The sequence below is a fragment of the Nostoc sp. CmiVER01 genome (assembly GCF_034531135.2).
Taxonomy (GTDB): domain Bacteria; phylum Cyanobacteriota; class Cyanobacteriia; order Cyanobacteriales; family Nostocaceae; genus Nostoc.
In genome coordinates this window covers 121,861-136,329 of record NZ_JAVRBU020000003.1, presented here as the reverse complement: position 1 = coordinate 136,329, position 14,469 = coordinate 121,861, and the positions used below count along the sequence as shown (strand labels likewise).

At 39.3% G+C, this 14,469-nt stretch carries 11 protein-coding genes; all 11 read right to left on the bottom strand.

The window, feature by feature from the left end; all coding sequences use genetic code 11:
- Positions 1 to 215: 215 nt before the first annotated feature.
- Entirely contained in the window at positions 216 to 1,124 is a 909-nt protein-coding gene (locus RMZ43_RS05475) for a glycosyltransferase family 2 protein (RefSeq protein ID WP_322655087.1), read from the bottom strand.
- A gap of 114 nt (positions 1,125 to 1,238) precedes the next feature.
- On the bottom strand, positions 1,239 to 2,081 hold the full coding sequence (hpsJ-B, locus tag RMZ43_RS05470; protein WP_322646320.1) for a hormogonium polysaccharide biosynthesis protein HpsJ: 843 nt from the start codon (positions 2,079 to 2,081) through the stop codon (positions 1,239 to 1,241).
- 570 nt (positions 2,082 to 2,651) lie between these two features.
- Positions 2,652 to 3,299 (bottom strand): TIGR04282 family arsenosugar biosynthesis glycosyltransferase, encoded by a 648-nt coding sequence (locus tag RMZ43_RS05465; protein WP_322655086.1) that lies wholly within the window; start codon positions 3,297 to 3,299, stop codon positions 2,652 to 2,654.
- Between the two features lie 31 nt (positions 3,300 to 3,330).
- Positions 3,331 to 3,897: a prepilin-type N-terminal cleavage/methylation domain-containing protein gene (locus tag RMZ43_RS05460; RefSeq protein ID WP_322655085.1), complete on the bottom strand. Its 567-nt coding sequence runs from the start codon at positions 3,895 to 3,897 to the stop codon at positions 3,331 to 3,333.
- Complete coding sequence (locus RMZ43_RS05455; protein WP_322646323.1) at positions 3,863 to 4,945, bottom strand: glycosyltransferase; 1,083 nt, start codon at positions 4,943 to 4,945, stop codon at positions 3,863 to 3,865. Before RMZ43_RS05455 ends, RMZ43_RS05460 begins: the two co-directional genes overlap by 35 nt.
- Positions 4,938 to 5,939 carry a hormogonium polysaccharide biosynthesis glycosyltransferase HpsE gene (hpsE, locus tag RMZ43_RS05450; RefSeq protein ID WP_322655084.1) on the bottom strand — a complete coding sequence of 334 codons (1,002 nt, stop codon included), beginning with the start codon at positions 5,937 to 5,939 and terminating at the stop codon, positions 4,938 to 4,940. The genes RMZ43_RS05455 and hpsE (RMZ43_RS05450) overlap by 8 nt, the downstream gene beginning before the upstream one ends.
- A gap of 17 nt (positions 5,940 to 5,956) precedes the next feature.
- Positions 5,957 to 6,916 carry a hormogonium polysaccharide biosynthesis glycosyltransferase HpsE gene (gene hpsE / locus RMZ43_RS05445; RefSeq protein ID WP_322655083.1) on the bottom strand — a complete coding sequence of 320 codons (960 nt, stop codon included), beginning with the start codon at positions 6,914 to 6,916 and terminating at the stop codon, positions 5,957 to 5,959.
- A 186-nt stretch (positions 6,917 to 7,102) separates the two neighbouring features.
- A complete protein-coding gene (locus tag RMZ43_RS05440; RefSeq protein ID WP_322655082.1) occupies positions 7,103 to 7,816 on the bottom strand; it encodes a pilus assembly FimT family protein in 714 nt (237 codons plus the stop codon).
- A 35-nt stretch (positions 7,817 to 7,851) separates the two neighbouring features.
- Positions 7,852 to 8,832, bottom strand: a complete 981-nt coding sequence (gene hpsC, locus RMZ43_RS05435) for a hormogonium polysaccharide secretion pseudopilin HpsC (protein ID WP_322646327.1) — start codon at positions 8,830 to 8,832, stop codon at positions 7,852 to 7,854.
- 67 nt (positions 8,833 to 8,899) lie between these two features.
- On the bottom strand, positions 8,900 to 9,616 hold the full coding sequence (hpsB, locus tag RMZ43_RS05430; protein ID WP_322655081.1) for a hormogonium polysaccharide secretion pseudopilin HpsB: 717 nt from the start codon (positions 9,614 to 9,616) through the stop codon (positions 8,900 to 8,902).
- Between the two features lie 104 nt (positions 9,617 to 9,720).
- Positions 9,721 to 14,307 carry a hormogonium polysaccharide biosynthesis protein HpsA gene (hpsA, locus tag RMZ43_RS05425; RefSeq protein WP_322655080.1) on the bottom strand — a complete coding sequence of 1,529 codons (4,587 nt, stop codon included), beginning with the start codon at positions 14,305 to 14,307 and terminating at the stop codon, positions 9,721 to 9,723.
- Positions 14,308 to 14,469 lie beyond the last annotated feature (162 nt).

Below are 14,469 nucleotides of genomic sequence, written 5' to 3'. Positions count from 1 at the left end.
TGAAAGTACAAGCGGGTAAACAAAGGAATTATTTGATCTGGTCAGTTGAGCAGGAGAGCGCTTTTATGAAAATGTATTGGTAATATTAATTTATTATGGAAGTTTTTATTTAGATATAACACGGTGTAGGTAGCACAGCTGTGCTAACCTGCTTTTGAAATTTTGAATATTGCGATCGCGTACCCGTCCGTCGTTGGCGATCGCTGCTTCAAATTTTACGCTACATCAGCCTGTGTCGTTTCAGAATCTACGCACTGTAACTGTTGTGTATTCTCCTGTACCTGAATTGCTGTTGCGTCTAAATTAGGTTTTGGTAAATACTTCATTTCCCAGACTTTGAGCAAAATCAGATATTCGTAGAATGCCTGCAATGTACACCAAGCAAATCCGGCGCGTCCATCTAAACAGCCGCCTAAGATAAAATACATATATACAAAGCGTAGCAATGGTCTGGCGGGTAAACGCAAAGATAAATCTTTCAAGGCGCGGCGTTTTTCGACTTCCGATTTGCCAAAGAATAAATCTTGCCAGTTGACCTTTCCTTGTTCTAGTTGATATAGCGTTTCTTGAGCTTCGTCTGTAGAATAACGGTTATGCTTGTCAATCCAGCGACTCAAGCCTTTACTACAAGTGTAATGTGGGTATGTCTCTTTTAAAAAGCTAGTTGCACCCTCACAAACTTCCCGTTCAGTATGACCATAATCTGTAAACCAGACCCTACCGTGGCAAAAGAGGCGCATTTGGTAACGGGGATACTGTGTGCTGTAGCGAATCCAACGATTCATGAACATGACACGTTCAGCCACGTAGTAACCGATATAGTCAAGACTCTTACTTGCCTTTTCGCATTCAGCGAATAGTTCTGGTGTCATGCGCTCGTCAGCTTCAAGAATGTAAACCCATTCGTGCTTCGGAGGGATAGACTCTAACATCCAGGTGCGTTGGCGGCCGTGGCTTTCAAAAGCGTGTTGAATGACGCGGATGGGATAGCGACTAGCGATTTCTACAGTGCGATCGCTACTGCATGAATCCACAACAATAATGTCATCCGATAGCATCGCCGATTCGATACAAGCAGCAATATCTAACTCTTCGTTATATGTCAGTATGTAAATTGAGAACATTACCCAAGTTTTATAGCGATTTTACTGAGTGATAATTGTCTTTTTATTGTTATTAGATATTAGGCGTATGGCAGTATCAGCCGTTAAACGTCCTACTGCCATACCGATAATAGATTAGCGTGCAGCTGCTCTAGGTTTACCACCTTGTAAAGCACCGCTACCTTTTAAGCCTGTCCAGCCGATGATAATGTAACCAATGGACAACAGCAAACTGCTAATTCCAATCCGTAGTCCAGACTTCCAAGCAGTATCTTTAGCTTGTTTCTCTGCTTCGTCTCTGCGCTGGCGAACTTGGCTTAATTGTTGAGTTCGCAACGTCTGAATATCTGTTTGTTGTTCAATAGCTTTATCAAGTATTTGGGGATTTGTTTTAGCCTTCGTTAGTAACTCTTTAATATTTGCAGGAATTTGAGGGCTTTCAAGCGCTTGCTTATATTTTTGGTCATCTTTGAGGATTTCACTAAACTGAGCTTTGGTTTGGGTTCGCAGTTGATCTAGTTGAGCTTTTCCTTGCTCAGTATTCAGTTGTGCTTGCAATTGCGAGAACCGATTGTTCAGTTGAGTTTCTGCCTGATCTCCTTCTTGGGCAATACGGTTAAGTGTTTGAGCTTTAGCTTGATTGACGTTATTGAGGTGCAGGGGAAAAATCAGCAAGAACATTAACCCTAAAATACTTGAAAGGATCACAGCAGGAAATCTTAAATCGATACCTTGAGGGCGATCGCTTGCTGCATCAGCACTATCAATCCAATAGGCAGCAAACAGCAGCCCCAAACCAACTAGAGGCACAATTCCCCGATCAACTAACGCTGTTGCCAAGTTAATTTGCCATACTCGATCAGTCGGTTGAAAGGGTAACAACAGAATCAAAAAGTCAACAAAAAAAGACAAAATGCAAATTATTCCAACTACCTTAAGTGTGAGGGCAGTACTCACGGAAGTAAAACGGTTAACCATAGTTTTTTGAACTGGCGGTGAATACGAGTGATTTTCATATTTCAAGCTACTTGAATATTGTGCCTATGACCGTGACTATTGTATAGAAACACAAAGCAGATTCAATATTGGTAAAGGCTATCTGCCTCTTGGTTTTCAACTAGGCCAGAGTAACATTTGTTATGTCCAGTGTCTTCAGGAAAATCTTAGTGTTTTAAGATACGAACATGATGCGGGGCTGTAAGAAAAGACTCATTAATTACCCAATTTCCCTTATTACAGTTCTCAATCGGTCGTAATATAAGTATTTTGTAGGGACATATACATGTGCATTTTTGTCAACTTAACGTAAAAATTACGTTCTGCATAGAACCGACCTTCTTTGCTAATAGCAAAAGTCATCTCTTAATAACTAAAATATACCCAAAAGTCTAAAGTCTACTTAAGTAGACTTTAGCTATTAGCCTTGGAATTTATTCCCAGGCGGGTGAGGAAGCCAACAGTTAAGCTATTTCTAGCTTCAGTTGATACCAATGACAAATGTGCGCCCCTTGTGAGTTTTGCATCAATATAAAAATCGCAATATTTCCCTTATTTTTCCATCTCCCTTGCAAGGGCTTGTTCCCAAATTGGCAGATCCTCCGGTCGGTCAACATCAGCTAAAGGCGGCAAGTTCACGTATGATAAATTAAGTTTCTGAGCAATTTCCACGGTTTTCTGGAATACTTGAGCAGTTCCCCACTCGATGTTAACGAATAACTCCGGGGTCGGTTGGCGCAACCCAATTAAGTAATATCCACCATCGATCGCAGGGCCAAGTACTAAGTCAAAGGTGTGTAACTTCTCAAAGGCTGTCTCTAAAATCTGAGCATTGACTCCAGGGCAATCTGTACCGATGATAATTATTTTTGTGGCATTAGATTCAAAAGCCTCGAAAAGCGATCGCGCCATCCGCGAACCTAAATCCCCTTCACCTTGAGACTGGTAAATCAAATCTAACCCCAGCCAATCTTGCATAAGTTGCGAATCCCCACCTGCAAATCTCACTTCTACAGATATGGCAATGGCTTTTTGCAATTGTTGAACCTGAAATATTGTATGTTCAGTCATTTCTCGTTGAAGATTGGCAGCACCAACAGTTCCTAAAGCAGGTATCAGTCTGGTTTTAGTCTTCCCTGGTTCTGGATAGCGAGTGAAAATAATCAGGTGCTGTTTTGAGATTGCTGGTAAGTTCAGCACACAATACCTTATTTAATAAACTAAAAATATCTTAATAGCAATACTTATCGTTTTCGGCTGTGGTATGTTCTTTTTCCATTCGCATTGCTCCTAAAATCGTAGAAACAACAACACAACGCTTAACTTTACCACCATACTTGCTTGATAGTGTTATCCGCCCTAGTGGTGGTTGACTGACATTACCTCTGTAATCAAATTGAATTTGTCTAATACCATTTGACTCTTGTAAAGTTGTTTCCGCATCTAAGCGCACATTGGAATTTAGATTATTCCAGTTAGCGTTAGATGGGTTTACTGTAGCAGGATGAACTGCCCATTGAATAATGCCGTTTTGTTCACGAAAGCTGGCTTTCCAAGTCAATTTTTCTTTACTAGCTTGGCTTTGGGCTTGGCGTATAGCATAATAAACCTCGCTTTGAGCAGTATTGAGGTACCGAGTCTGCACAAAACCTAGCCAGTTGGGTATTGCCATAGTGGCTAATATACCAATTAATAAAACAACTACTAAAGTTTCTAATAGTGTAAAACCACTACTAGAGTCCTTATTCAAGAGCTTTTTAGAATTAACTAGAAACAGTAACTGCACCCGCATATCCATTTTTGTCTTCTGCTCGTTTTTCAACTACCCAGACCTTGAGCAATGTTTCAGCTTCTTGCCTTCTTACTTCGCGCTGGTTAGTAATATTGTTTAGTAAGCTAGGTATTATAAGGATTATGAATATTTTCAGTAATAGTTTTAAGGTAAAATTTATATTCTGAAGTCTTGACGAGTCATGAAGAAAATACTTCCACAAAAACATAGCAGCTGCTAGACCTTTTTTTTTGTTAAAGGGCTTTTGTAGCGCTTTACAAGTTAAGTATTTGTATAAATTTGCTAGGCTTGTATTCCAATTATGCTTTAGTGTCGAACCCGCAGAAGCTTTTCGTAGATAGGAGCTTTCCTTGTACGCTCTTTCAAGCACTTGCAGGCAGGCTTTTTCCTGTCTGACAAGATTAGAAGAAACTGAATTAGCACTTATGCGATATAAAATTTGTACAGATGGCACACATACAAAATCAAACTGAGAAGCTAATCGGAGCCACATATCCCAATCCTGAGCCGCGCTTAGAGATTCGTCAAAGCTACCTAATTGAATTAAAGATTTTCTACAAATTAAAGGATTAGAACCATTCTCTAGAAAGTTATTTAATAATAAACTTTCATAAACATTTCCATTTAAATTAACACGCTTACCTGAAAGTATAAATTCACCATTTTCATCAATATAATCAGTCCAACTGTAAGCAACTTTCGCGGTAATGTGTTCTTCTAGAGCCTTTACCTGAGAATAAAGTTTATCAGGTGTCCAAAGATCATCTGCATCTAAAAAACTAACAAATTCCCCAACTGCAAGGTTTAGCCCTCGGTTACGGCTGACGTTTCCACCAGCATTGGGGTAAGAAAATACTTTTATTCGTGAATCTTCAATTTCTGCAATAACTTCTATTGTTGAGTCTTGCGAACCATCATTAATTATAATTAATTCTAGATCAGAAAAAGTTTGATTTAAAACTGATTGAATTGTATACTTAATAGTCTTTTCAGAATTGTAAGCAGGGATAATTACAGAAACTTTTGGCAATTTTCTGCTAGTAGATTTAATCATTTTTATAAAGATATTTATTTTTTAATACTCTGCCTAAATTACATTTAAAGTAATAAAAAGGACTCATCATACTAGACAAATAAAATTCCATTTCAAAACTTGGAATTAGATTATTTTTAAATTGCCCTTTATACTGAATTAGATGTTGTAATACTCGGCGTAAATTCCCTAAAACAGTTTTAACAAAGACTATCGGTTTTTGCCACTTTTTAGTATTTATTAAGCGTAGCTGGAAAATACACAATCCACAGCCGCGTGCCAAACTTAAAAGGTAATCTCTCTCAAGTCGCCAATGTGGTATTTGATGATAAGTATGCATGGTAGGGTTATACCAAATTTGCCAGCCTGCATAATGGATATAAAGTAATGGTTCATAGTCATCACCCTGGACTAAAATACCAGGTAACTTACCACTTAAATTAGGTCGTTGTGGTACATTTTCAAGCCATGCTTTTTTTCTAACAACAAGCGCTGCACCAGGAGGAAGCCTTAAATTGTCTGCATCAAATAAATGTGCATTTGAGCCATGTTCTCTAATAGCTAAAAAAGCTCGAATTCTTTCAAAATTTTCTGGCGGCTTGACTTCAAAATCACCATGAATTTGTCCACTCCAAGCACCTGCTTGAGGATGTTCCAATCCAAAGCTATATGCTTCTGATAACCAATCAGGTGCAGGTAAGTTATCATCATCTAGAAATGCGATTAGCTTCCCTCTGGCTTCACGTACTGCTCGTAGTCGGGCAAAAGCCGCTCCCTGTTCGGTTTCTAAAAAATATCTTAAATTACAGCTTCCATTAAATATTTTTTGGTAATTCTGGATGATTTCAGATGTGTTATCAGAACTATTGTTATCTACAACAATAATTTCCCAGTTAAATTGTTCTACTCCTGTCTGGCTTAATAGTTTATCTAAAATTTTAGGTAAGCGAGTTGCTCCATTATATGCAGGAATAGCTACACTAATGTCTAAACTTTCAACTGTTAATTCATTCATAATACCTAATACTTAATTTACTCTTTAAAATATCCATTTTTCCAAAGATAAAAAGGGCTGATAAAACTACTTAAAAAAAGTTCCATTTCGCAAGCAACTACCAAATCTTGCTTTAGCTTAAATCGATATTTGAGTAAATGTAAAATGATTTTACGCAAATCATTTATCATATAAACTAAAAGAGCAACTGGTCTATATACATGTTTTATAGTTACCATTCTAGTTACATATCGGCTAAGTCCAATACCTCGAAAAAATGGGATTAAATAGTCTTTTTGCAACCGGAAGCTTGGTATTTTATGAAAAACTTCCATTTCCGGGTTATACCAAATCTCCCATCCTGTTTTTTGGATATAAGACAACATTTCTAAGTCTTCACTGGTAAGCATATTGCCTTTAACTCTGCCAGTTAAAATAGACTTATCTGGTACACTTTCTAACCAGGCTTGTTTACGGACAACAAGTCCGGCACATGGGGGTAATAATTTTTTACTTGCTTCATATAATAGCGGTAAATTACCTCGTTCTGTAATTGCCAAGAATGGAGCAATGCGCTGAAAGTTTTCTGGTGGTTCTATTTCCCAATCAGGATGAATTTGGCTCCCATAAGCTCCCGCCTTCGGATATTTTTCACCAAAAGCATAAGCTGCGGATACCCAATTTGATATTGGGTAATTGTCATCATCTAGAAAACCTATGAATTTACCTTTAGCTTCTGCAACTGCCCTTTTTCGAGCATAAGCTGCTCCTTGTAGTGCTTCAAAGCAATACTGCAAAGGATAAGGACACTGCCAATTTTGTTGATAGGCTTGAACAACTTTAGCTGTGTTATCAGTGCTGTTGTTGTCCACAACTATAATTTCCCAAGATAAATTTTCGGTGTGAAGTTGGTTTTTTAGCCGTTCTAGTAGTTCAGGCAAACGACTTTCACCGTTGTAAGTTGGGATAGCTACAGTAAAGTCAAGGTTTTCAGTCATTTGACAAAAGGAATATTTTGATTAGGACGCTTTTTATGCGTTTAGCCAATAGCTAATTTATCAGCGACTCTTAAATAAATCTATCAAACATTAAAACTGCACCTGATATTTTAATTTTGCAATCAATGTGCCGTTTTATATACAGTATTATCACGTATCTTTAAATAAAATTACTACATAAATTATTTAGTTGCATTGATTATCTTTTGCTGTGAGCATTGAGCCTAAGAGAGTTTTTACAATAACGCATCGCTTTATGCTACTAGGCGATGTAGAGTTTGCAGAACTTGGTACAGCTACCACTATTTTTAACCCAGGTGGCTCTGTACCTGCTGCTACTGTTCCAAAGTTAGGAGTTGGTAAAGTTGGTAAAGCCCCCATATAGTCAAAGGTAATTTTTGTTGGTGTACTTGAAGGAGGGTAGGATACAGGAGAATTAGTAGTAGAATTGGCAGCGTTTTCGTCACTGAGATTTGCACCTAGCAGTAATTTATCAGAGCTAACGCCTACATCCGCCCCTAAAGGTTTCCATGTAGGGCTTCCAGCACTTGTACTATAAACAGCAACCTCTATATTTTGGGTTGTGGTATTTTTCTGAAAACTGACACTGTAGCTAAGTTTTTTGTTTTTAGCTTCGCGCTGTGCTTCTTGGAGTGCAGCTAAAACGGCATTGTTAGCCTTATTTACCTTCTGTCGATTTACAAAGGCAACCCAACTAGGAGCTGCGATCGCAGATAAAATTCCTATTATTACCATCACCACGATTAATTCCAGCAAGGTAAAGCCAGCATCTTGTTGGGTGTTTCTAGAAGCATAGCGTAGTCTATTAATTAAAAATCGCTGTTTACTGGTTTCATTTCTACTGTTTAGATTAAATAACTTCAAACTTAACTTTTCCATAATTTGCTGCCATTAATTCCTTAAATTTTCAGCACTTATTTAGTAAATAAGTATCCGCGTCCTTGCACCCGTATACTTGCACTTGGAAAATAAGTTTTGTTGGTATCTATGTAATTAAAGTTATTGCTTTGTAAACGTGCAAGTGCATTGCCTCGTAAAAAGACCTGGGCTGTTGTGTTAACTCTATCGATACACGCATAGAAACCAGTCATTTTGCCTGTATTACGTGTATTAAAGCTAGCAGTATCTGGTGATACTTTCTGCCATGTGTTGTTATCAGTAGGACATGTTGCCGCAGGTGCTGGTGTTGTATCATCAGTTTTGGTTTGATCAATAAAGTCAACAAGCACTGTAGTATCGGCAGTATAATCTGGTGTGGCTTTTACCCAAGCATTCATCTTGTCTTTGAGAGTGCCTACTCCATCAAGTTTAAATAGAGTAAAACCTGGACTGGGACAATTACCACTAATATATTTGCCAGTATAGCCAGTACAATCAACACCAGTACTAGCTGGTACACCATCTTTAATTTGCCATCTCGCAATACGAGCAGCATTAGACCAAGTAGAACTAGAAGTAGCGTCTTTAATTAAATAGTAAGCAACCAATGAGTATACAAACGTATCATCTTTTTCAGTTCCTGTAATTGTAAGCGCTTGGTTAACTAATTCTCGCTTCCAAAAGACAAGAACAGGGACTCTATCTGTTGCGCTCGAATTAGGTAATTGATTTTTGATAGCTTCAATTCCGTCAGCATCATAAAGATAAATTGCCTGTTGTAAATCACGGGCAATATAATCTAGCGCAGTTTGAATTTCTTGCTCAGAATTTGCCTTTGCTTGCTCCTTCCGGTCGGTGTCCATAATGTTAACCATGAATCCTAGCAACGGAGTAATGATTAGGAATGCCATGATCATGGCAATCAACAATTCAATCATGGTAAAACCGTTAACTTGCTGAACTAGCCTAGAGCGTTTTAGCTGGCTTTTGAGTAAAAATTTTAGTGTACTCACCATATTGTGGTATTTTTTTTAGTGATAAATGCACAGTGAGCATCGCAATAATGTGAAACTGCCTAGTTTTTTACTGGCAAGTTTGATTTGTTGCAGTACCCAGTCGTCGGCACAAAGCCTGAAAAGTCGTGTTACTATTGCCAATATCAGTTGTCATTTCGATTAATGGTGCTTGGCGATCGCCTAATCCACCGGTGAAAGTTTTTTGTCTATTCTTAGTAGTATCTGTGCTAGCTTTGAGGGTTTGGTTAAAGTCAACATCTACCCGATAAATCCGAATTCCCAGACGATAGCCATCGTTTATCCCAGTACTTTGGACAATTCGACCAGCTTGAATGTAAAACAGATTGTTTGTATTGCTTGAACAATCTGGATTACTAATAGTCCCATTCTTATTGAAACAATATAGACCAGTTGCCGATGTGGGAGCAGGCATATCTGTAATATTGTTAATTAAATAATCTTGTGGTCTACCTGTTATAGATGGTGTCCCTGCTACATCTGAAATTCTTCTAGGTGCAGCCGCAGTTGGAGTTGCAAGTGTAACTACTGTACTTGGCACTGTAGTAATAGCTCCAGTTCTGATGCCATCAATGAATGCTTTTGTTGCTTGGGTTGCAAGTTCCACACGCCGAGACTGAACGCGGGTTGCTGTTGAGATGACGATCACAGGTGCGATCGCTGCTAATAAAATAGCAACCACAACTATTGCTACCAATGACTCAATAATCGTAAAACCAGACTCATCAGCAGGGATGATTTGTTGCTGTAGTTTGTGCTTAATCATTAACTTATCACCAGCTTCTGATACCAATTTGCATTCAAAAACGTAATTGAAAAACCTTACTCCCCTAAAGTGAAAGTTACAGTTTAGGAGAGTAGTATGAAATTTTAAGATGGGCAGTTACTAGGAAGTTGATCGGAATCTATTGCAGGAGTATATACAGGAGGAGTACTAGTATCGGGTTTTTTCGCACACAACAAACTTTGCACCCATGCATCATCTCGACCAACTTCCCGGAAGTACTCATCTGGCAAATCATCTGGTATGGTTGCCAGTTTTTGGGCTAATAAGTCAGGCGACTGAGATAGTAGTGCTACATCATAACCCCATTGCCGTGTAGGAGCCAGATAGAAAGGAGTTCTGCTGTCATTACCTTGAATCTTATATTTAAAATCATCAGATTGAGTTGATATGGATGTGCTGAATGATCCAGTCGCATAAGCACTTCGTTTAGTTTGGACGAAAGTGCCACTAATCCTAGCTTTAATAGCATCGGTTGTTTGTGTACCAGTTGGGTTCCAGTTCTCTAAAAAGCGCACAAAGTTGTGTAAACCACCGTTATCTTCCGTAGGACGCGCTGGGGTATCTCCAGCCACAGCAATTAAATTAAAGGTAGTTTCAATAGCTGTTTGCAACCAATTATTGTGGGTTCCAGAGACAATCTTATTATTGTTATCTGGGTCTTGAGGAGTAGCAAAGGGTTGGTTAATTTGTAGAACTGGTTGAAAGCTAGTAACAACACCACCAACTATAACTGGCTTCAGCCAGGGCATGAATACATCGGGTGATGGCTGTAATAGTCTTTCTCCCGTAGTGGATGTTGCTGACCCTAAAGGAAATATTCGTACCCTACCAGGATTGCTATCATCAACTCCTAAGACTTGAAGAGGAGTAACTAACTGACCAGTTGTTGCATCACGTACAAAAGCAATTCTCCGAGGAGCGGTTGCAGGAAAGCATCCTCCTGAATAATCCGTCGCTGGATCATCAAAAATGTATCCTGTTTTTAATCGACTATTGTTTGGATTTCCATTTTTACCAACAATTTGACCATTATAAAATGTATTACCTCCTCCATTTCCACAGGCTGTCTGGATTGTCCATGCTGTTGTCGCTTTTGTAGGATCACTACAATCTGCTTGGTTACTTGCAGAGCAAACTTCTGTCAAATACGTCCCTGGTGGTATTTGTAGCGCAATTGGTGTCACAAAGTTGTTGAGGTAGGAACTACCTTGAAACCCTGTTGTAGTTGAGTCAAGGTCTTTGGGTATGCCTGTAGTAGTATCACGCCATCGAGCTACGGGAACAAAGCTATTGTATTGTGAGAATTGTGAGAAACCAGATGGTATTGGGAATGGAGCATTATAGCTATTACTCCAGTCATAATCTCCCTCATCGCGGTAGCCCAATCTAAAGTTATTAGAAAGTAAAGTAACAGCATCTGCCAACATAGATGCAGGACGCCATTCATCCCCAGTTGTACAGTTTGGTAGCCTTGTATCATTTGGACGACAAGCGAAATTCGGATTGCGCTGTGCTTTGGCACGAGTATAGAAATTGCTCCAATCATCTGCCAATGCCGTTGTGAACTCTTCTTGGGTGTGAAGATTAAAGTTCCCCTTAACATAAACAGGCAAATTGGTAGCTAAAATCAACCCTTTCTCTACGTCTCGATAGTCATTACTTGTGCCGCGACCGATTTTTGAACCGTTAATGAGCATAATGGCATTAGGACGGCGCGTTGGGTCAAGCGTATAATCCACTGGGCTTTCAAGTTTTCGCGCCTCTGAATCTGTCTTTGTTGAACTCAAATCTAGCAGTCCATCATCGCGTGTAGCATAGATAATACCGCTATTTGGCAGTAAGTATTCTTGCGCTGGAGTTGCTGCACCATACGTAGTAGTGCGAAGCGAGTTGATGTCTAATACTGTGGCGCGAATTTCTAGAGGTTGTCTGTCTTTTATTGGAAGATCGTAATCAGTACTTGTAGTGGTTGTTTGATTTGCCTTAACCTGTCTTGCATCTAAAAAGGCAGTTTCTCGAATTGCGCCGTGAGGAATAGGAGGTGTAGTGGTTACTGGAGAAATACTGCCGTCTAAAATTTGTAGGGCGCAAATTGCAGCATGAATTGTAGATTGTTCCGAAAGAGTACGATTTGCTGCTGTTTTTGCTAAAGCTTGTGCCAGCAGTCCATCATCTATAGAACGTCCAGCTAAATAATTTGCATTAGCTGTATCAGTTATTGGAAGTTTTAAATCTCCTTTTGGATATTTTAATTGAGATTGATAAGTCAGTAAGGCCTGATAATCACTGACTGCCTTCGTTGGAGGCCCATAAACTATGCCGTTGTTAGATAGACCATTAGTATTTGAACTATTAGCATCTGAGGCCCAAGCTGGAAGTCCTGTTTGATTTTTAGCAGTAGTGCTATTAGTAGGGACGTAAAAGCTGCTTACACAAGCTATAGGTTGTGGACTTTGCTGGTTGTAACTACTAGCTTTGTAGTGATAAACAGCCGTAGCTCGCATCCGCAGATATGGTGTCTTAGTTGGATCGGCAATTTCGGGCCATTTATACTGTATTGAAGAGTAATTAGTTGCGCCTACAGCAGAGTAATCATACATCCAATATGGCTTAATAATCTTTTGTGTGGGTGCTGGAGACTGAGGCACTGGCATCAGATCAGACCAAATTTCTTTGGCAACTGAAGTGAAAGTAGTACTTGCAGCTGTGTAACCATTAGGCAAATAAATCCCAGCACCAGTTACCACTCGTAAACCACCAACAGGGTCTTGTATGCTAGTCGGTACTTGAGCTGCTGCTAGTTCCCAATCTTTATCTCGGTCTGTAGAGCCTAAATCAGCTAGTATTTGTACGCGAGAGCGGCGAGTGCGAGGTATGGAAGGTGTGGCTGGTAGATCCCAGTTAATACCACTAATATTTTGGGTATCTTGAGGATTTGGCCCGACAAATAGGCTTTGATTGCTGTCCCACCACATTTGAGGTAGATTGTTACCAATTACAACTCTGTCACCTAAGGATCGTTCTGTTCCGTTATAGTCTTTTTGTAGTTTAGTAGGTTCTGTTGCAGCAGGGGTCAGTTTGCCACTGCTTATACTTAGTGTCAAACTAGTGTAACCAGTACCCGTTTTACCATCGGTCGGATCGGTAGGATACATCCAAGCATTTACAGGGCGTAGGGTATCGCCACTGCCTTGAAGCGGAGTAGTTATGGCGTATGTACCTAATGCAACTAATTCACTGCTTCCAGCAGCAACTTCTTTGTAAGGTACGCGACGGGTACGCTTTTTAAAGTATATCTGTAGCTGTTGTTTGCGTAGTGCGTCGTTTTCTGCTGTGGTATAACTTGCTAAACCAAGCTTATCCTTTTGTTGTTGAATACCTTTGGTAACTTCTGTAGGATCAGGATCTGTGGTAGCTATTTGGGCGCTAACTAGGCGAGTGATGCGCTGTGTGTAGGCAAGGCTGTTATAAGCCATCAAATTCGCTTCGTTTGATACTGGAGTAGTTGATTTTGCAAAATCGACTACAACAGGATCGGTAGCTTCTCCTTTTCTAAATAAATCCACTTGGGTGATCTTGGATGAGTCACTTGTATCTGTGGAGCCACCAGCACCCAAATTTCCACCAATTACTATTTTGGCATTGTCATCATCGTAGAAGCACGAGTCCTTACTGCTAACTTGATATAGCCTGACATTATTTCCGTCTGAACCAGTGAGCAAATTACTATTGGTAAAAATTCGTCCATTTAATCTGAAGATGGGGCCTGGGCTAATATCTATGTCATCTTCATAAAGAACAGCATTATTAACTACAGGAATTTGGACACGCTCTTGTTGATACTCTAAAGCAGAAAAGCTTTTGTTACCCTTGTAAAGTTCGTACTTAGTATTAGAAGCTGGTGTAGTAGTAATAGGAACAGTTGCTGTGTAGACAAAAAAGGCTTTTTTCAACTTATTACCCACCTTAAACCAGCCAGTATTACCTACTAAGCTAGCGCTTGTGCCTAGTGTATCTCCACAATCTCCACTGACATTACCAGCAGTCATTGGTAGAGTTCTTGCCTCTAGAGAATTTCTCGCATGAGTATATGCACCACTACTTGTCGGAGGATTTGTAAAGTAAATGCCATAAAGGGTGTAGCTATCAAACTTGCCATTATTGTCGGTATCGACAGGGTACGACCATGCAGTTTTAAGTTCGGTTCGTTCACCTGTATATTGTGAATTTTTAGTTAGCTTCAGTTGAGTTTCATCGCCAAAGGTATATTCGTTGAGATTGGTTACCAGCGTATCGTATAGGGCGTTATCTGTTGGTGTGGCTCGTGGTAGTCGCCCGTCTTGGAACAGCTTATTTATTTTAGCTCTAGCTCGATCAATTGCCGGAGTTGCAGCATTGAGTGCGGCCTCATTTACTCGAACATTACTAGCATTTTTGGAACGCTCAAAAGAGCGAAATAAAATTGCAGTTGTTAATAGGACAACAACTAAAGATACCATCGCTACCGTTGGCAATACAAACCCAGCATTTCCCGCTCCACGTCTTCTATTTGTGGTAAAAAGGGTTCTTAGTAACCAAACTATTTGCTTTTTTATTGTAGATAAAAACTGGCTAATAATTTTTTTAAAACAAAGTATTCCTACCTTGATAAGTTTGCGTCTTATAGACATATAAGCTTCCCTGTCAAATGTTTTTTACAGATTTGAAGATATTGATTTTATAGGTAAATCAGCCTATTTTGTAGGTTTTAATTAAAAGTGAGACTTTTGATTTTTATGAAAATTAGCCTTTTCAAACATTGTTAAAAATGCAATAGCAAATTAATAGATGTG